At 64.6% G+C, this 16,884-nt stretch carries 16 protein-coding genes; 13 read left to right on the plus strand and 3 right to left on the minus strand.

What is annotated here, in order from left to right:
- Positions 1 to 169 precede the first annotated feature (169 nt).
- Together obgE and proB are read left to right on the plus strand one after the other, a co-directional pair.
- Positions 170 to 1,201: a GTPase ObgE gene (gene obgE / locus NKJ12_RS04150; RefSeq protein WP_352701332.1), complete on the plus strand. Its 1,032-nt coding sequence runs from the start codon at positions 170 to 172 to the stop codon at positions 1,199 to 1,201.
- A gap of 2 nt (positions 1,202 to 1,203) precedes the next feature.
- Entirely contained in the window at positions 1,204 to 2,349 is a 1,146-nt protein-coding gene (gene proB / locus NKJ12_RS04155) for a glutamate 5-kinase (RefSeq protein ID WP_352701333.1), read from the plus strand.
- A gap of 7 nt (positions 2,350 to 2,356) precedes the next feature.
- Here proB and NKJ12_RS04160 read toward each other — a convergent pair whose 3' ends face one another.
- Positions 2,357 to 2,842 carry a hypothetical protein gene (locus tag NKJ12_RS04160; RefSeq protein ID WP_352648958.1) on the minus strand — a complete coding sequence of 162 codons (486 nt, stop codon included), beginning with the start codon at positions 2,840 to 2,842 and terminating at the stop codon, positions 2,357 to 2,359.
- Positions 2,843 to 2,919: 77 nt separating this feature from the next.
- On the opposite strand from NKJ12_RS04160, the gene NKJ12_RS04165 reads away from it, so the two are divergent.
- The 3 genes from NKJ12_RS04165 to NKJ12_RS04175 all read left to right on the plus strand — a co-directional run bounded on the left by NKJ12_RS04165 (position 2,920) and on the right by NKJ12_RS04175 (position 6,287).
- Positions 2,920 to 4,200, plus strand: a complete 1,281-nt coding sequence (locus tag NKJ12_RS04165) for a glutamate-5-semialdehyde dehydrogenase (RefSeq protein WP_352701334.1) — start codon at positions 2,920 to 2,922, stop codon at positions 4,198 to 4,200.
- A 135-nt stretch (positions 4,201 to 4,335) separates the two neighbouring features.
- Positions 4,336 to 4,923: a nicotinate-nucleotide adenylyltransferase gene (locus tag NKJ12_RS04170; protein ID WP_352701428.1), complete on the plus strand. Its 588-nt coding sequence runs from the start codon at positions 4,336 to 4,338 to the stop codon at positions 4,921 to 4,923.
- A gap of 74 nt (positions 4,924 to 4,997) precedes the next feature.
- Positions 4,998 to 6,287, plus strand: coding sequence for an MFS transporter (locus NKJ12_RS04175; RefSeq protein ID WP_352701335.1), 1,290 nt, complete (start codon positions 4,998 to 5,000; stop codon positions 6,285 to 6,287).
- Between the two features lie 27 nt (positions 6,288 to 6,314).
- Here NKJ12_RS04175 and NKJ12_RS04180 read toward each other — a convergent pair whose 3' ends face one another.
- A complete protein-coding gene (locus NKJ12_RS04180; RefSeq protein ID WP_352701336.1) occupies positions 6,315 to 7,172 on the minus strand; it encodes a mechanosensitive ion channel family protein in 858 nt (285 codons plus the stop codon).
- Between the two features lie 238 nt (positions 7,173 to 7,410).
- Here NKJ12_RS04180 and rsfS point away from each other — a divergent pair, with 238 nt between their 5' ends.
- From rsfS to NKJ12_RS04220, 8 genes are all read left to right on the plus strand, one after another.
- Entirely contained in the window at positions 7,411 to 7,788 is a 378-nt protein-coding gene (gene rsfS, locus NKJ12_RS04185) for a ribosome silencing factor (RefSeq protein ID WP_352701337.1), read from the plus strand.
- A 61-nt stretch (positions 7,789 to 7,849) separates the two neighbouring features.
- Complete coding sequence (gene rlmH / locus NKJ12_RS04190; protein ID WP_352701338.1) at positions 7,850 to 8,332, plus strand: 23S rRNA (pseudouridine(1915)-N(3))-methyltransferase RlmH; 483 nt, start codon at positions 7,850 to 7,852, stop codon at positions 8,330 to 8,332.
- A gap of 150 nt (positions 8,333 to 8,482) precedes the next feature.
- Positions 8,483 to 9,826, plus strand: a complete 1,344-nt coding sequence (locus NKJ12_RS04195; protein WP_352701339.1) for a murein hydrolase activator EnvC family protein — start codon at positions 8,483 to 8,485, stop codon at positions 9,824 to 9,826.
- On the plus strand, positions 9,827 to 11,152 hold the full coding sequence (locus NKJ12_RS04200; protein WP_023719673.1) for a S41 family peptidase: 1,326 nt from the start codon (positions 9,827 to 9,829) through the stop codon (positions 11,150 to 11,152). It abuts the gene before it with no gap.
- Between the two features lie 202 nt (positions 11,153 to 11,354).
- The gene (locus tag NKJ12_RS04205; protein WP_352701340.1) at positions 11,355 to 12,554 is read left to right on the plus strand and encodes a divergent polysaccharide deacetylase family protein; all 1,200 of its coding nucleotides are present in this window, start codon (positions 11,355 to 11,357) and stop codon (positions 12,552 to 12,554) included.
- Position 12,555: 1 nt separating this feature from the next.
- The gene (locus NKJ12_RS04210) at positions 12,556 to 13,077 is read left to right on the plus strand and encodes an RNA pyrophosphohydrolase (protein ID WP_352701341.1); all 522 of its coding nucleotides are present in this window, start codon (positions 12,556 to 12,558) and stop codon (positions 13,075 to 13,077) included.
- A gap of 29 nt (positions 13,078 to 13,106) precedes the next feature.
- On the plus strand, positions 13,107 to 14,276 hold the full coding sequence (gene alr / locus NKJ12_RS04215; protein WP_352701342.1) for an alanine racemase: 1,170 nt from the start codon (positions 13,107 to 13,109) through the stop codon (positions 14,274 to 14,276).
- Positions 14,277 to 14,342: 66 nt separating this feature from the next.
- The gene (locus tag NKJ12_RS04220; protein WP_352701429.1) at positions 14,343 to 15,671 is read left to right on the plus strand and encodes a D-amino acid dehydrogenase; all 1,329 of its coding nucleotides are present in this window, start codon (positions 14,343 to 14,345) and stop codon (positions 15,669 to 15,671) included.
- A 39-nt stretch (positions 15,672 to 15,710) separates the two neighbouring features.
- Here the strand turns inward: NKJ12_RS04220 and NKJ12_RS04225 are convergent, their stop codons facing one another.
- Positions 15,711 to 16,592: a LysR family transcriptional regulator gene (locus tag NKJ12_RS04225; protein WP_352701430.1), complete on the minus strand. Its 882-nt coding sequence runs from the start codon at positions 16,590 to 16,592 to the stop codon at positions 15,711 to 15,713.
- Positions 16,593 to 16,884 lie beyond the last annotated feature (292 nt).

Genomic DNA, 16,884 nt, shown 5'->3' on the forward strand with positions numbered 1-16,884 from the left:
CGACATCTCGCGCGTGGAAAGCCGAAGATCGATTTTCGGCAAGGGTCAACCAAAGGCTACGCGTCCAGAGATACGCGCGACGTTACAGCAGTAAAAACGGCCCTCGCCCTTCGACCCGCCTTGGTCTAGAGCAATCCCGCAAAGCCAATAACAGAAACCATACAATCCGATGAAATTTCTCGATCAAGCCAAGGTCTACATCCGCTCCGGCGACGGCGGCGCCGGTTCGGTGTCGTTCCGGCGCGAAAAGTTTATCGAGTTCGGCGGTCCGGACGGTGGCGACGGTGGCCGCGGCGGCGATGTCTGGGTGGAGGCGGTCGACGGACTAAACACGCTGATCGACTATCGCTATCAGCAGCATTTCAAAGCCAAGACCGGGACGCACGGTATGGGCCGCAACATGACCGGCGCCAAGGGGGCCGACGTAACGCTGAAAGTGCCGGCCGGAACACAGGTCTTTGCCGAGGACAATGAGACGCTGATCTGTGATCTGACGGTCGTCGGCCAGCGCTTTCTGTTGGCCAAGGGCGGCAATGGCGGTTTCGGCAACCAGCACTTCAAGACCTCGACCAACCAGGCGCCGCGCCGCGCCAATCCCGGACTGCCAGGCGACGAGCTCAACATCTGGCTCAGGCTGAAGCTGATCGCCGATGCCGCCCTTGTCGGGCTGCCCAACGCCGGCAAGTCGACCTTCCTGGCGGCGGTCACCGCGGCCAAGCCGAAGATCGCCGACTATCCCTTCACCACCCTGCATCCGGGCCTTGGCGTGGCCCGCATCGACGGGCGCGAATTCGTCATCGCCGACATTCCCGGCCTGATCGAAGGCGCGCATGAAGGGGTCGGCATCGGCGACCGCTTCCTAGGCCATGTCGAACGCACGCGCGTCCTTCTGCATCTTGTCTCGGCACAGGAAGAAAATCCGGCCCAGGCCTACAAGACCGTGCGCGCCGAACTCGACGCCTACGGCAACGGGCTGACCGACAAGATCGAAATCGTCGCGCTTTCCCAGGTCGACATACTCGATGCCGACGCACGCAAGAAAAAGACCGCCTCGCTGAAACGTGCCGCCGGCCGCGCGCCGATGCTGCTTTCTGCTGTCACCGGCGAAGGCGTCGAGGCGGTGTTGCGCGCGCTGATGGCTGTGGTGGCGGAGGCCCGCGAAGCTGTCGCTGCGCCGGTCGAGACGCGCTGGAACACATAGCCATGGCCGCGCAATCGCTGAAAAATTATCGGCGCATTGCCGTCAAGATCGGCTCGGCGCTGCTTGTCGACCGCACGACGGGCCTGAAGCGCGACTGGCTGGCCTCGCTTGCCGACGACATCACCGTGCTGGCCAATGGCGGCGCCGAAATTCTCGTCGTGTCTTCCGGGGCGATTGCGCTCGGCCGCACCATCCTCGGCCTCGGCAAGCGAGCGCTGAAGCTCGAGGAGAGCCAGGCCGCTGCTGCCGTCGGGCAGATCGCCTTGGCCGGCGCCTGGTCGGATGCGCTCGGCAAGAATGGCTTGAAATCGGGCCAGATCCTGCTGACGCTCGGCGACACCGAAGAGCGCCGCCGCTACCTCAACGCGCGGGCGACGATCTCGACGCTGCTCAAGATGACGGCAGTGCCGGTCATCAACGAGAACGACACGGTGGCGACATCGGAAATCCGCTATGGCGACAACGACCGGCTGGCGGCGCGCGTCGCCACTATGATGGGCGCCGACCTTTTGGTGCTGCTTTCCGACATTGACGGGCTCTACACGGCACCGCCTGCGCGTGACCCGCAAGCTCGGTTCATTCCCGTCGTCGACCGCATCACTCCCGACATCGAGGCAATGGCGGGTGCTGCCGCTTCGGAATTGTCGCGCGGCGGCATGCGCACCAAGCTCGACGCCGGCAAGATCGCCACCGCCGCCGGCGCCGCCATGATCATCACATCGGGCACGCGGCTGTCGCCGCTGCTGGCAATCGAGCGCGGCGAGCGCGCCACCTTCTTCCGGCCGAGTGCCAATCCGGTCAAGGGCTACAAGACCTGGATCGCCGGGCAGCTCGAACCTGCAGGACGGCTGACCGTCGATGCCGGCGCCATCGGCGCGCTGCTCTCCGGCAAGTCGCTGCTGCCGGCCGGCGTCAAATTGGTCAGCGGCAATTTTGCGCGTGGCGATACGGTGGCGATCCTGTCGCCCGAGGGCCGCGAGATAGCGCGCGGGCTGGTTGCCTATGATGCCGCCGATGCCGTAAGGATCGCTGGCCTGAAGACGACCGAGATCGAAACCGTGCTCGGCTACGAGGCGCGTTCGGCGATGATCCACCGCGACGACCTCGTGGTGAGCGGCGCGGCCGACGGAGATGCAGCCCGCCATTGACGGCGCGCTACTGGTCAGGCTCATGCGGCCATTTGGGTGGGTTGCGATATCGATCCTGAAAGTCCTGGTATATCTTCAGAAGTTCGCTGCAACCTCCCAACTCCGCTTCGATGCCAGCCTTGGCACGTCGATCCACTTCGGCTTGGGGAACATCCTTGTCGTCTTCGACGACGAGATCGCGGATGAGCGCGTCAGTCGTCATTGCTTCTGCCCCTTTTTCCTCTTCCATCCTTTTTTTGAATTCCGCCTCAAGCCGAGCGCGCGGCCCACATCCATGCAACTCTTCAACAACGACGTTGATCTGGGAAAGCGGTGTCGGTGGCGCGCCGCAATAGCGCTCAGCGAGTGCGAGGGACATCATCGAGCTTACCATAAGCATGGCCTTGCCGTCGGGGCTCTCTCCAGGTTCAAATTTGTCGTCGCAGTAGTCCGCGGCACGGAGGCTTGTCGGTATGAGCATCGCGCCGAGAGCAACGAGGATAACTGTCTTCATTCTGCTTCCTCAAATTTGCGGCCATTGCCGCGAAGGCTGCCCGCGTGTAAATCCACCAGCTTCACTGGATCGGTCAAATGCTGAACAAACACCAAGGCGATGATGTAGCCAGTTTGATGACACGGATAGGCCGCAAGGCGCGCGCTGCCGCCCGACCGCTGGCCATTGCGAACACTGCTGCCAAGAATGCCGCGCTCCTCGCCATGGCCGACGCCATCATCGCCCGTGAGCAGGACATTCTCGATGCTAACGCCATCGATGTTTCGAATGGTCACGAATCCGGGCTTTCCGCCTCCTTCATGGATCGGCTGAAGCTCGATCCCGCCCGCATCCGCGCCATGGCAGACGGTATCAATGAAATCGCCGGGTTGCGCGATCCGGTCGGCGATGTCATTGCCGCTTGGGAGCGGCCGAACGGGTTGCATATCGAACGGGTGCGCACGCCGCTTGGCGTCGTCGGCGTCATCTATGAGAGCCGGCCGAACGTGACCGCCGATGCCGGCGCGCTCTGCCTCAAGGCGGGCAATCCGGTGATCCTGCGCGGCGGCTCGGATTCGGCGAATTCTTCCGCCGCGATCCATGCCTGCCTGGTCGAGGGGCTGAAGACAGCCGGGCTGCCGGAGGATGCCATACAATTGGTGCCGACCACCGATCGCGCCGCCGTCGGCGAAATGCTGAAAGGGCTTTCCGGCAATCTCGAGGTCATCATTCCGCGCGGCGGCCGCAGCCTGGTCGAGCGTGTGCAGAACGAGGCACGGGTGCCGGTCTTCGCGCATCTCGAGGGCATCTGCCATCTCTATATCGACCGATCGGCTGACCTCGACATGGCGGTCGAGATCGCGGTCAATGCCAAGATGCGGCGCACCGGGGTGTGCGGTGCTGCCGAGACGCTGCTGGTCGACCGTGCCGTCGCCGGCACGCACCTGGTGCCGATCCTCGAGGCTTTGCGGGCGGCAGGCTGCGAGATCCACGCCGATGCCGAGGTGCTAAGGCTTTATGCCGATGCCCAGCCCGCGACCGATGCAGACTGGGTGACCGAATATCTCGATGCCATCATTGCGGTGAAGCTGGTCGACGGCGTTGCCGGCGCGATCGAGCATATCGAGAATTTTTCATCGCATCATACTGAGGCGATCATCGCGGAGGAGGCAAAGGCCGTCGAACGGTTCTTCAGCGAGATCGATTCGGCGATCCTTCTGCACAATGCCTCGACCCAGTTTGCCGATGGCGGCGAGTTCGGTATGGGCGCCGAAATCGGCATTGCCACCGGCAAGATGCATGCGCGCGGGCCGGTCGGCGTCGAGCAACTGACGTCGTTCAAATACCGCGTACGCGGGTCGGGACAGGTGAGGCCTTGACCTTTTTCGCCGCTAGGGCTTGAAGTTTGCGCCCAGCCACCCCCCTCTGTCCTGCCGGACATCTCCTCCGCAAGGGGGGTGCTTAGCACGATGCTATCCCCTTCCGAGCATCCCGTCCCTCCGCGCTACCTCAAGATGCCGCATGCCGGGAAAGGCGTGGCGGTCGGGCTGTTCGGCGGTTCGTTCAACCCGCCGCACGCCGGCCATGCGCTGGTCGCCGAGATCGCGCTCAGACGCCTTGCGCTCGATCAGCTGTGGTGGATGGTGACGCCCGGCAACCCGCTCAAGAATGCCGGTGACCTGGCGCCGCTGGCCGAGCGGCTGGAGCTATCCGAAAAGATCGCTAAGAACCCGAAGATCAAGGTCACCGCTTTCGAGGCGGCCCACCGCGTCCGCTTCACCGCCGATACGCTGGCGCTGGTCAAGGCGCGTAACCCCGGCGTCGATTTCGTCTGGATCATGGGGGCCGACTCGCTTCGCGACTTCCACCGCTGGCAGCGCTGGCGCCGCATCGTCATGACGTTCCCGATCGCGGTGGTCGACCGGCCGGGCGCGACACTGTCGTTCCTGTCGTCGGTGGTCGCCAAGACGTTCGACTATGCCCGCGTCGACGAGGGCGACGCGCCGCGGCTCGCCCGCATGGACGCGCCGGCCTGGACCTTCATCCACGGCCCTCGTTCGTCGCTGTCGTCGAGCGCGATCCGCAAGGTGGCAAGGGGCTGAGTCAACACGGAAGGCAAGACCGCTGATGTCGCTTTTGCCGCTGCCTTGACCAGCTTGATGGGCGATCCTCGGTCATGACGATTCTCGAGCGCGACCAGGACAAGAACGGTCTAGGGCAGCCGGCCCCGTCGATCGCCATTGCCAGTATCCTCTTGTCGATGGCGCTGATCGCCGTCGGCAATGGCCTCATGTTCGCCTATATCCCAGTCCGGCTCGGCGCCGCGGGCTTCGATCCGACTTGGGCGGGGCTGATCGTCACCGGCCTTTCGGCTGGCGGCCTCGCCGGCTGCATCCTGACCGGGCCGCTGGTGCGGCGTGTCGGCCATGCCCGCGTGTTCATGGTGCTGTCGGCACTCATCGTGCTGTCCAACGCCGCGGTCGGCGCCGGGCCGCATCCCTTGCCGTGGATCGCTGCACGGGCGCTCTACGGCTTTGCCATTTGCGGCCTGTTCATCGTCGCGCAGAGCTGGCTGAACGATGTCGTTGCCAACGCCATCCGCGGCCGGGTCATGGCTATCTTCTACGTTGCCTATGTCGCCGGACTCGGCGTCGGCTATTCGACGTTGGCGTTGATCGATATCCGCGCGGCCGACGCGCCGCTGATCGGCATTGCCTTCACCGCACTGTCGATCCTTCCCGTCGGGCTGACGCGGCTCGCGCAGCCACCGGCGCCGCAAGCGGCGTCCGTGGCGCTCGGCCGCGCCTGGCGGATCTCGCCGGTCGGCGTTGCCGGCATGCTTGCCGTCGGCGGCCTGTCGATGACGATCTCGGGCTTTGCGCCGATCCATGCCACGGCCAAGGGCTACAGCCAGGCCGACGTCGCCTTGCTGCTTTCGGCAATGCCGGTCGGCACGCTGATCCTGCAGATCCCGCTCGGCTGGATTTCCGACCGCACCGACCGGCGCTTCGTGCTGATCGCGGCGTCGGCGCTTGCCGCCGCGGCGGGCCTGTTTGCCCTCGGTTTCGACGGCGGCGCGCTGGTGGCGCTGCTCGTCATCTACGTGGTCTGGGACGGCGCCTCGGAATCGATCTACTCTCTGGCCAGCGCCCATGCCGGCGATCGCGCCGGCAAGGACGACATGGTGGCGCTGTCGAGCTCGCTTTTGTTCGCCTGGTCGCTGTCCGGCTTCGTCGTGCCCGGCATCGTGACCGGGCTTTCCGCCGTATACGGCACGCAGGCCTTCATCTATGTGGCAATCGTCATTGCCGCCGCCTACTGCCTGTTCGTTCTTTGGCGAGTCCTCATGGTGCGGCCCGTGCCCGCCACCGAGACCGGCAGTTTCGCGCCGATGACGGCGCAGGCGCCGCTGCCCGTTGATCTCGCCTTCGCGCCCGAAGGTCAACGCGGGCGCGAAGAACTTTGAACACCCTCCCAGCTGGTTTCAAATGCTCTATTGCCGTGTGGCTGAGGCATCCGGCTGCGGCGTTTTCGGTGCCGGCGCCGGGACCGAAAGGCCCTCGGCATCGAACGCCTGCTTGACACTCTTGGTGAGGTCGATCTGGGTGGCGAAGAAGTCGGCAGCCGCCGTCCAATAGCGCAAGGTGATGGCGACGGTGCTGTCGCCGACGGTCGCGACAAAGGCGATCGGCGCAGGCTGCCGCCTGACACGCCGGTCGGCGGCGGCAACGCCAAGCATGGTCTTTTGCGCGAAATCGATGTCGTTCCACGAGCCGATGCCGAGCGTGATGTCGCCGCGACGCACACCGTTGCGGGTGAAGTTGCGGACCGGCTGGTTCCACAGGGTCGAGTTGGGTGCAAGCACGTAGACGCCTTCGACCGTCCTCAGCGTTGTAGCGAACAGCCCGATCTCCTCGACGGTGCCGGATATGGCGCCGACTTCGACATACTCCCCGATGCGGAACGGCCGCAGCGCCAGCAGCATGATGCCGGCGGCGATGTTCTGCAGCGTGCCTTGCAGCGCCAAGCCGATGGCCAGGCCGGCGGCACCGATGGCGGCAATGATCGAAGCGGTCTGCACGCCGAACTGGCCGAGAACCATGATCACGACCAGCCCGAGGATGGCGTATCGGACGACCTGCGAGAAGAAATGGCGGAGCGTTTCGTCGAAGCCATGGATATGGCCGAGGCCGGCATAGATCGAACGCTCGGCGAGGCCGGCGACGATGTAGCCGATGACCAGCAGGATGACGGCGCCGACCGCCGAAAGCGAGTAGGAGACGATCAGCGTGCTGAGTTGCGCCAGGCCGGATTGCACGGTGAGGAGGGCGTTCTGGGGATCGATCGGCATGTCGGGATTCCGGTTCGTGGATGAGCCGATAACCGCTGCGGGGCGAGGCGGTTCCGATTTTCTCGCTCGAAAGCCTCATATTCGGCCGCTGCCGGGCGCCTGCTTGCGAACCATGTCTTGAAACTGCAACCTAACTCTGCCTATCTAAGCAATGTCACCTGATTTTAGAGGTGATTTGGTTGTTCTTGCTGCGAAAGGAAATACACTGAGAACAGCACTTCGGAAGAAGGCCGACATCGTGCCTTCGCCGGCCGGGATCAGCGTACACGACGCCGTGTCCCGCGCCATCAAGACAGTCCTTGCCAGTCTGGAAGACTCCAAGGCCGAAAACATCGTCTCAATCGACATTCAGGGGAAATCGAGCCTCGGCGACTACATGGTCGTCGCATCGGGCCGATCCCACCGTCATGTCTCGGCTGTCGCCGATCATCTCCTCAAGGCGCTCAAGGATGCCGGGCTTGGCACGGCGCGCGTCGAGGGGCTGGCTGGCGCCGACTGGGTTCTGATCGATTCGGGCGACATCATCGTCCATGTCTTCCGTCCCGAGGTCCGCGACTTCTACAATCTCGAAAAGATGTGGCAGGCGCCCGATCTCGAGGAGGAGACCCTCCACTGAGCCGTACTCGTCTTGATGCATGTCGTTGTCAGACATGCATCAGCGGCTCTTCGAGGCAGGGATGAAGATTACCGTTCATGCCGTGGGCCGAATGAAAGCCGGCCCCGAGAAGCAGTTGGCCGATCGCTATTTCGAGCGTTTTGCCAAGAGCGGTCCTGCCGTAGGCCTCGAATTCGCCGGGATCGTCGAGATTGCTGAAGGCCGCGCGCAGACGGCCAATGAGCGCCGGCGCGAGGAAGGCCAGAAGCTGCAGACGCACTTGCAACCGGGCACGGCGCTGGTGCTGCTGGATGAGCGCGGCAAGAACCTTTCCTCCGAGGATTTCGCCGGCCGCATAGGCTCGCTGCGCGATGGCGGGCGCAAGGCGCTGGTGATCGCCATTGGCGGCGCCGACGGCCATGACCAGTCGCTGCGCGACCTGGCTGATCTGACGGTGTCGCTCGGTGCGTTGACCTGGCCGCATCAGCTGGTCCGCGTAATGCTGGGCGAGCAGCTTTACCGGGCGGCCACGATCCTTTCCGGCCACCCCTACCATCGTTCATGAAGTCGGCTCGGTCGGCGAATTGATGCCAGCCGCCCGGATTTTTGCCCCAATGCTCATCGACAGTTTGGGCTCATGGGGTTTGCGGATCGCGGCCGGGCTCGAACATGGTTGATGGTTCGTTAACGAAGCCGCGCATAGAGTTAGGCTTCAATGTCTGAAGACTGGAAATCACGAACGGGCTCCTGGCGCGTGCGCTACGGCATCGCCGTGGCGGCGATCGCGCTTTCGCTCGGCGTCGCGCGGGCTGAGAACACGCTCGACCTGGCGCCCGACCCGGACCAGAGCCGCGCCGAATACGAGAAAGTATCGAAAGAGATCACGCTGTCGTCCGAGCGGCTGGCCAAGCTCGCCGCCGATATCGCGGCGGTCAAGAAGGACCACGCCTCGATCACCGCGGCGCTGATCCAGTCGGCGATGACCGAGCAGAAGCTCGGCCAGGACATCGAGGACATTGGCGGCAAGCTGGAAGGGCTTAAGGCGCAGGAGCAGAAGATCCGCGCCTCACTGGCCGCCAGACGCGACGTTCTGGCCGAAGTGCTCGGCGCGCTGCAGCGCATGGGGCTCAACCCGCCCCCGGCGATCCTGGTCAAGCCGGAGGACGCATTGTCGTCGGTGCGCAGCGCCATCCTGCTCGGTGCCGTGGTGCCGGAACTGCGCCAGCAGACCGACATGTTGCTGACCGACCTCAAGGAGCAGTCGCGGGTGACGGCCTCGATCGAGGCCGAGCGGGCGCGGCTGACGGCAGCGATCGGCGAGCAGGCGGCGGAAAAAAAGCGGCTCGGCATGCTGCTCGAAGCCAAGCAGAAGCTCGCCGCCGATACGCAAACCGCGCTGGCCGCCGAAAAGCAGCGGTCCGCGACGTTGGCGGCCAAGGCCGGCAGCCTGAAAGAACTGATCGCCTCGCTCGAGGCCGATAGGGCCCGCAAGGCGGCGGATGCGGCCAAGGCAGCCGAGCAAAAGACGGCCGACGCCGACAAGGGCCCGGCATCGGCTGCGGCGTCGACGGAATTGGCCTCGCTGCCGGTGCCGGAGAGCAACAGGCTCACCGCTGCCGCGCCGTTTTCCGCGCTGCAAGGGCAGATCGCGCTGCCGGTCACCGGCAGGATCAAGCGGCGCTTCGGCGCCGAGGACGGTAACGGCGCGGTGATGCTCGGTGACATGGTTGCGACACAATCCGGAGCCATCGTCACAGCACCGGCGGATGGAAATGTGCTTTATGCGGGGCCTTTCCGCTCTTACGGTCAACTCTTGATCCTGAATGCGGGTGACGGCTATCATGTCGTCCTGGCGGGGATGAGCAGAATCAGCGTCGCGTCTGGCCAGTCGGTGCTCGCAGGTGAGCCGGTCGGCGCGATGGGAGAGGCCCGGGTGGCGAGCACCTCGGCATCGAAGAATGGAAATGCCACGCCGGAGCTCTATGTCGAGTTCCGCAAGGATGGAAAACCCGTCGATCCGGCCCCATGGTGGGCGGACCGTTTTTCTGGAAGGACGTGAATGATGCGGAAACTGTCGCTTCTGTTTGCCGGTGCGCTGATGGGTGCATCGGCGATGAGCCTGGTCTATGGCGCGCCCGGCTCGACGGCGAAGGCTGCGGGCTCCGAGACCTATAAGCAACTGGCGATCTTCGGCGATATCTTCGAACGGGTGCGGGCGAATTATGTGACGCCGCCCGACGACAAGTCGCTGGTTGAAAATGCCATCAACGGTATGCTGTCGTCGCTCGACCCGCACTCCTCATACATGAACGCCGAAGAAGCGCAGGACATGCGCGTTCAAACCAAGGGCGAGTTCGGCGGCCTCGGCATCGAGGTCACCATGGAGAACGACCTGGTCAAGGTGATCACGCCGATCGACGATACTCCGGCCGCCAAGGCTGGTGTGCTCGCCGGCGACTATATCGCCAAGATCGACGGCGAGGAGGTTCGCGGCCTGACGCTCAACGACGCCGTCGAGAAGATGCGCGGGCTGGTCAATACTCCGATCAAGCTCACCATCCTGCGCCAGGGCGCCGACAAGCCGATCGAACTGACCGTCGTGCGCGACATCATCAAGGTCAAGGCGGTCAAGTTCCGGGTCGAAAACGACATCGGCTACATGAAGATCACCTCCTTTACCGAAAAGACCTATGACGACCTCGAGAATGCCATCGACACCATCAAGAAGCAGGTGCCGAACGACAAGCTCAAGGGCTACGTGCTCGACCTGCGCCTCAATCCGGGCGGTTTGCTCGACCAGGCGGTGAGCGTGTCGGATGCCTTCCTCGACCGTGGCGAGATCGTCTCGACGCGCGGTCGCGATCCGAAGGACGTCACCCGCTTCGACGCGCGGGCCGGCGACGACATCGGCGGCAAGCCGCTGATCGTGCTCGTCAATGGCGGCTCGGCCAGCGCATCGGAAATCGTTGCCGGCGCGCTGCAGGATCTGCGCCGCGCCACGGTGGTCGGCACGCAGTCCTTCGGCAAGGGTTCGGTGCAGACCATCATCCCGCTTGGCGAAAACGGGGCGCTGCGGCTGACGACGGCGCTCTATTACACGCCGTCCGGCAAGTCGATCCAGGGCAAGGGCATCACGCCCGACATCAAGGTCGACCAGCCGCTGCCGGCGGAACTGCAGGGCAGGGATCTGACGCGCGGCGAATCCGACCTCAAGGGCCATATCAAGGGCGCCGACGAAGGCACGACCGGTTCGGGCTCGGCGGCCTATGTGCCGCCGGAGCCGAAGGACGATTTGCAGCTCATCTATGCCGAGCAGCTGCTGCGCGGCCAGAAGACCGATCCGGCGTTCCCGCCGAATCCGCAAAAGGCCGTGTTGAACCAGTAAGGGCGGGCAAGCCGGGCCAAACGGGTCTGGCTGCCTGAGCGAAGCGATGCGATGCTGCCGGGGCCGCGAGGCTCCGGCAGTTTGATTCGGGGCTGCGGCCGGCATGCTGCGCGTCCAGTGAAGCAAGAGGACGCGCCGACATTTTGGATCTTGCGCCTCCGGAGAAGGTTTTACTTCGGGGGCGCACGCCGGGGGTGCGGGCTTGGCTGATATCGGCAAGGACATAGAACGACCTCTCGGACAGGCGATCCGGCCGTCGCGCTCGGGCAGCGGGATCAGCGCCGGTGCGGTCGCGGCCGCGCTTGTCGTGCTGTCGGTGGTCGGCGTCTCCAGCGCGATCGCCTTGCGCGACAAGCCGTTCCGGAAGCTGCAGGAAGTAGCCGTTTCGACGCCGAAGACGCCGGCGGCGGCGGATACCGCCGCGGCGCCCGCCAAGGCGACGCCCGAAACGGCAGCGCCAAGCAACGCAAGCGGGGCCAACATAAGCGGGCCGAAGACGGGCGGTCCGCAGATCATCCATGTCCAGACCGAAGAGGGCGATGGTCCACCCGAGGCGACCATCGTCATCCGCGACCCTTCGACGATCGGCCAGAACCTCAGGATCGCGCACATTCCCGACAAGGCACTGATCGAGGCCAGCGAGACCGGTCCGCTGCCGATCCGCGCCGCCGACGGCCGGCGCCCGTTCGATGTCTATGCGCGGCCGTGGTCCGGCGCACGCGGTGCACGCGTGGCGCTCGTCATCGGCGGTCTTGCCGTGTCGCAGACCGGCACGCAGGCAGCCATCGCCAAGCTGCCGCCGGAGGTGACGCTGGCCTTCGCGCCGCAAGGCAACAGCATCGGCCGCTGGATGCAGGTGGCGCGGCAGGGCGGCCATGAGGTCATCATGCAGGTGCCGCTCGAGCCGGTCGACTATCCGAACGTCAATCCCGGCCGCAACACGCTGACCGTGGCTGCGACGCCGGACGAGAATTTGAAGAATTTACGCTGGGCGCTGTCGCGAACGACCAACTACACCGGCGTCATGAACTATATGGGCGCCCGCTTTTCGGCCGACGCGACGGCAATGGGGCCATTAATGGCCGAGCTTGGCAAGCGTGGCCTCGCCTATGTCGATGACGGTTCCTCAGCGCGCAGCCTGGCACCCGAATTGGCGCTGAAGGACGGCGTGCCGTTCGTCGGCGGCGATACGGCGATCGACGCGGTGCAGGACCGCGGCGCCATATTGAAGAAACTGGATGGGCTGGAAGCGACGGCGCGGGCGAAAGGGTTTGCCGTCGGCATCGGCTCGGCTTTCGACCTGACGGTGGATACCGTGTCTTCCTGGGTGACCGAGGCCAAGAAGCGCGGCATCGAGATCGTGCCGATTTCGGCGGTGGCCATAGATCCGGAAAAAGGCTGAGATGGCAAAGAACAAGCTCGTTGACGCCGAGACACTGCCCTACCGGCCCTGCGTAGGGGTGATGGTCCTCAATGGCGACGGCCTGGTCTGGGTCGGCCGTCGCATTGCCGAGCCGGACAGCGAATTCGCTGGAACGACGCAGCTCTGGCAGATGCCGCAGGGCGGCATCGACGATGGCGAGGAGCCGCTGCCCGCGGCGGCGCGCGAACTCTACGAAGAGACCGGCATGCGCTCGGTGTCGCTGCTGGCCGAGGCGCCGCACTGGATCAACTACGACCTGCCGGCGCATCTGGTCGGCGTCGCCTTCAAGGGACGGTATCGCGGCCAGACGCAGAAATGGTTTGCCTTCCGCTTCCACGGTGACGAAAGCGAGATCGCGATCAATCCGCCACCGGGTGGCCACAAGGCCGAGTTCGACCGGTGGGCGTGGCGGCCGATGCTGGAATTGCCGAGCCTGATCGTGCCGTTCAAGCGCAAGGTCTACGAAGACGTGGTGGCAGCGTTCCGGCATTTGGTGGCGTAGCCACTGGCCTTCCGCTAAAACAGGTCGGCATGAACGACATCTCCAGCAAATCTCTTCCGCAGGCCGTTGCTCCACGGCAGGCTGGCGCCCCGAGCGAGCCGATCAGCGAAGCGGCGGCGGGGGCAATCCTGACCATCGATCTCGGCGCCATCCGTGAGAATTACCGGCGGCTGAAGGCGCGGCTGGGCGGCGTCAGCTGTGCTGGAGTGGTCAAGGCCGACGGTTACGGGATTGGCGCGGCGCCGGTGGCGGCGGCACTGATGGCTGAGGGCTGTAATACCTTCTTTGTTGCGCATTTGGCCGGCGGCATCTTGCTGCGCAAGGCGCTCGGCTCAGACCCGGCCATTTATGTGCTGAACGGCATTCCGCCGGGTGCGGAAAGGGAAGCGGTTGCAGCAGGGCTTTGCACCGTACTCAACAGCGCCAGCCAACTCGCGGCATGGCGCGAAATGGCCGGACGGGTGGGCCGTAAGCTGCCGGCCGCCCTCCAGGTTGACAGCGGCATGTCGCGGCTCGGCATGACGCCGTCCGAGGTGAAGGCAGTCGCGCGGGATCCACAGGCCTTCGACGGTGTCGAACTGACCTTCGTGATGAGCCATCTCGCCTGCGCCGACGAACCCGAGCAACCGGCCAACGAACAGCAACGGCTGGAATTCGAACGGCTGCGCCGGATGCTGCCGGAAGCGTCGGCTTCGCTTGCCAATTCATCGGGCATTTTTCTCGGGCAGCGCTATCACTACGACCTCGTTCGTCCGGGTGCCGCTCTCTATGGCATCAATCCGACGCCGGCGAAGGACAATCCGATGCTGCCGGTGGTGCGATTGCAGGCCAAGGTCATCCAGACGCGGATATTGGAGGCCGGCGCCGGTGTCGGCTACGGCCACACTTTTCATGCCAAGGCCCCGCTTGCCGCGGCGACGATTTCGCTCGGCTACGGCGATGGCTGGCATCGTCGCGCCGCTTCCGCTGCCTGGTTCGAAAATGTGCGGCTGCCCTTCGTCGGCCGGATTTCGATGGATACGATCATCCTCGACATTTCCGCACTGCCGCCCGGCAAGCTGAAGGCCGGCGACCTCGTTGAACTGATCGGGCCGTCGTCGCAGACGGTGGACCAGGTAGCCGGCCAGGCCGGCACTATCGGCTACGAGGTCTTGACCAGCCTCGGCCACCGTTTCCACTGGCGCTATGTGAATCGCTAGGACGCAAGCTTGTTGTCCTCACGCATGTCTTTTCCCTGAGCATCGGCACTTGGCTGACGCCACAGAATCCGGCAGACAGAAGGCGGCGATGATCCCGGTCTCGAATCCCGACGAGATGCCGCCGCGGAGAACCAAACGATGAAGATCTTCGTGCTGGGCGGCGGCGTGATCGGGGTCACCACCGCCTATTTTCTTGCCGAGGCCGGCCATCAGGTGACTGTGATCGATCGCCAGAAAGGCCCGGCGCTGGAAACCAGCTTTGCCAATGCCGGCGAGATCTCGCCCGGCTATGCCTCGCCCTGGGCCGGGCCCGGCGTTCCGCTGAAGGCCATCAAATGGCTTTTGATGAAGCACGGCCCACTGGTGGTGCGACCGGCCCTCGATCCGCATATGTGGATATGGCTGGTCAAGATGCTGCGCAATTGCACGGCTGAACGCTACGCGCTGAGCAAGGCGCGCATGGTGCCGCTGGCCGAGTACAGCCGCGACACGCTGAAGGCGCTGCGCGAGGCGACCGGCATCGCCTATGACGAGCGCGCCAAGGGCACGCTGCAGCTTTTCCGAACGCAAAAGCAGCTCGACGGCGTCGGCGGCGATGTCGAGGTGCTGAAGACCTATGGCGTCCCCTACGAGGTCCTCGACCCCGACGGCTGCATTGCGGCCGAACCCGCGCTGGCTGGCGTGCGCGAAAAATTCGTCGGTGGCCTGCGGTTGCCCGGCGACGAAACCGGCGACTGCAAGATGTTTACCGACAGGCTTGCCGAGCTTTGCGCGGCACGCGGCGTCACCTTCGAATACGACACGGAGATACGACGCGTCGTCAAGAAGCGCGATCGCATCACCAACATCAGCACCAGCAAGGGCTGGATGGTCGCTGATGCCTATGTGATGGCGATGGGCAGCTATTCGGCGCGGTTCATGCGCATGCTGAAGCGGCCCATCCCGGTCTACCCGGTCAAGGGCTATTCGATCACCCTGCCGATCAAGGACGCCACCGCCGCACCGGTCTCGACCGTGATGGACGAGAGCTACAAAGTAGCGATCACCCGGCTCGGCGACCGTATCCGGGTCGGCGGCACGGCGGAGATTTCCGGCTTCGATCTGCGGCTGCACGAATCGCGGCGCCGCACGCTCGAACATTCGGTCGGCGACCTGTTTCCGGGCAGCGGCGACATGCGATCGGCGACCTTCTGGTGCGGGCTGCGGCCGATGACACCGGACGGGCCGCCGCTGATCGGCCGCACCGATTTCTCCAATCTCTATCTCAATACCGGCCATGGCACACTCGGTTGGACCATGGCCTGCGGCTCGGCTAAGGTTCTAGCCGACATCATCTCCAGCCGGGTGCCGGACATCGACGTCGGCGATCTCGGGCCGGGACGATACACCAAGTAAGACCCCCGGCAGCTCAAGACAGCCGCCGGCCGATAGGCTTCACGCGAACAAACTCCTGTCCCGTTCGACGGCCTTGGTGATGAAGCTCGAGACGACCTGGACGCGGCGCAGCGGCCTGACCGATTCGTGATAGACCAGCCAGTAGGCGCGGCGGATGGGTGCGACGATATCGAGGGGCACCAACTCCGGCATCGAGCGGGCAACGAAGGTGTGCAGTATGCCGATTCCGGCGCCGGAACGCACCGCTTCGGCCTGGCCGAGCGCGGAGGAAATGGCGAAGCTGGTGCGCCAGTCGGCGCTGAATTCGGCCGCGTAGTCGAGCGAGGGACTGACGATCAGATCCGGCACGTAGCCGATCAGCGTATGCTGACCTAGCTCGGCGGCGCTTCCGGGCAAGCCATGGGTGTCGGCGTAGGCACGCGACGCGAACAGGCCGAGCGTGTAGTCGACCAGCTTTCCCGCCACCAGGCGGCCTTCCGTCGGCCGCTCGACGGTGATGGCAATGTCGGCCTCGCGGCGTGACAAAGAGAAGGAGCGTGGTACCGGCACCAACTGGATGGTGAGTTCACGGTGCAGAGCGGTCAGCACGCCGAGGCGCCTGGCCAGGAAGGCGACGCCAAAACCGTCCGGCGCGCCGATCCGCACGGTGCCCGACACGTCGTCGCCTTCGCCTGAAACAGTCGAGCGCGCGGCGATCATGTCGCCCTCCATGCGTTCGGCGATCTCGAGGAAACGCTCGCCCGCCGGCGTCAGCTCACTGCCGGTGGTAAGCCGGCGAAACAGTTTTGTCCTGAGCGCATCCTCGAGGGCGGCGATGCGGCGCGAGACGGTCGCGTGATTAAGCTCCAGCCGCCTGGCGGCGCCGAGGATCTGGCCGGCCCGCGCCACGGCAAGGAAGATACGGGCGTCATCCCAGTTCATCGGAATGGTCCGGATGATGATGGTCAAAGCCGTGTTCTTTCGCGCCCCCCTCTGTCCTGCCGGACATCTCCCCCTCAAGGGGGGAGATTGGCAGTTTCGCCGTAGGCGTCTCTCTTGCTGCGATGAGGATTTGCGAAGGCGAGCGTGACAGCCAATCTCCCCTCTTGAGGGGGAGATGTCCGGCAGGACAGAGGGGGGCGGTGAAGGAACTCAATCTCAATCCGTATGGTGGCAATCGCACCCTGCTATTTGCGAGAATTGATGCTCTGCCGTCAACCGCTATCTATTTTCT

Source organism: Mesorhizobium sp. M0195, from assembly GCF_040322115.1.
GTDB lineage: Bacteria > Pseudomonadota > Alphaproteobacteria > Rhizobiales > Rhizobiaceae > Mesorhizobium.

Bases quoted from the DNA above. Each gene is read 5' to 3' on its own strand.
- NKJ12_RS04170 (WP_352701428.1), top strand. From the start codon at position 4,336: ATGCCGCATGCCGGGAAAGGCGTGGCGGTCGGGCTGTTCGGCGGTTCG.
- obgE (WP_352701332.1), top strand. From the start codon at position 170: ATGAAATTTCTCGATCAAGCCAAGGTCTACATCCGCTCCGGCGACGGC.
- rlmH (WP_352701338.1), top strand. From the start codon at position 7,850: ATGAAGATTACCGTTCATGCCGTGGGCCGAATGAAAGCCGGCCCCGAG.
- NKJ12_RS04225 (WP_352701430.1), bottom strand. From the start codon at position 16,592: ATGAACTGGGATGACGCCCGTATCTTCCTTGCCGTGGCGCGGGCCGGC.
- alr (WP_352701342.1), top strand. From the start codon at position 13,107: ATGAACGACATCTCCAGCAAATCTCTTCCGCAGGCCGTTGCTCCACGG.
- NKJ12_RS04160 (WP_352648958.1), bottom strand. From the start codon at position 2,842: ATGAAGACAGTTATCCTCGTTGCTCTCGGCGCGATGCTCATACCGACA.
- NKJ12_RS04210 (WP_352701341.1), top strand. From the start codon at position 12,556: ATGGCAAAGAACAAGCTCGTTGACGCCGAGACACTGCCCTACCGGCCC.
- proB (WP_352701333.1), top strand. From the start codon at position 1,204: ATGGCCGCGCAATCGCTGAAAAATTATCGGCGCATTGCCGTCAAGATC.
- NKJ12_RS04200 (WP_023719673.1), top strand. From the start codon at position 9,827: ATGATGCGGAAACTGTCGCTTCTGTTTGCCGGTGCGCTGATGGGTGCA.
- NKJ12_RS04195 (WP_352701339.1), top strand. From the start codon at position 8,483: ATGTCTGAAGACTGGAAATCACGAACGGGCTCCTGGCGCGTGCGCTAC.
- NKJ12_RS04175 (WP_352701335.1), top strand. From the start codon at position 4,998: ATGACGATTCTCGAGCGCGACCAGGACAAGAACGGTCTAGGGCAGCCG.
- NKJ12_RS04180 (WP_352701336.1), bottom strand. From the start codon at position 7,172: ATGCCGATCGATCCCCAGAACGCCCTCCTCACCGTGCAATCCGGCCTG.
- NKJ12_RS04165 (WP_352701334.1), top strand. From the start codon at position 2,920: ATGCTGAACAAACACCAAGGCGATGATGTAGCCAGTTTGATGACACGG.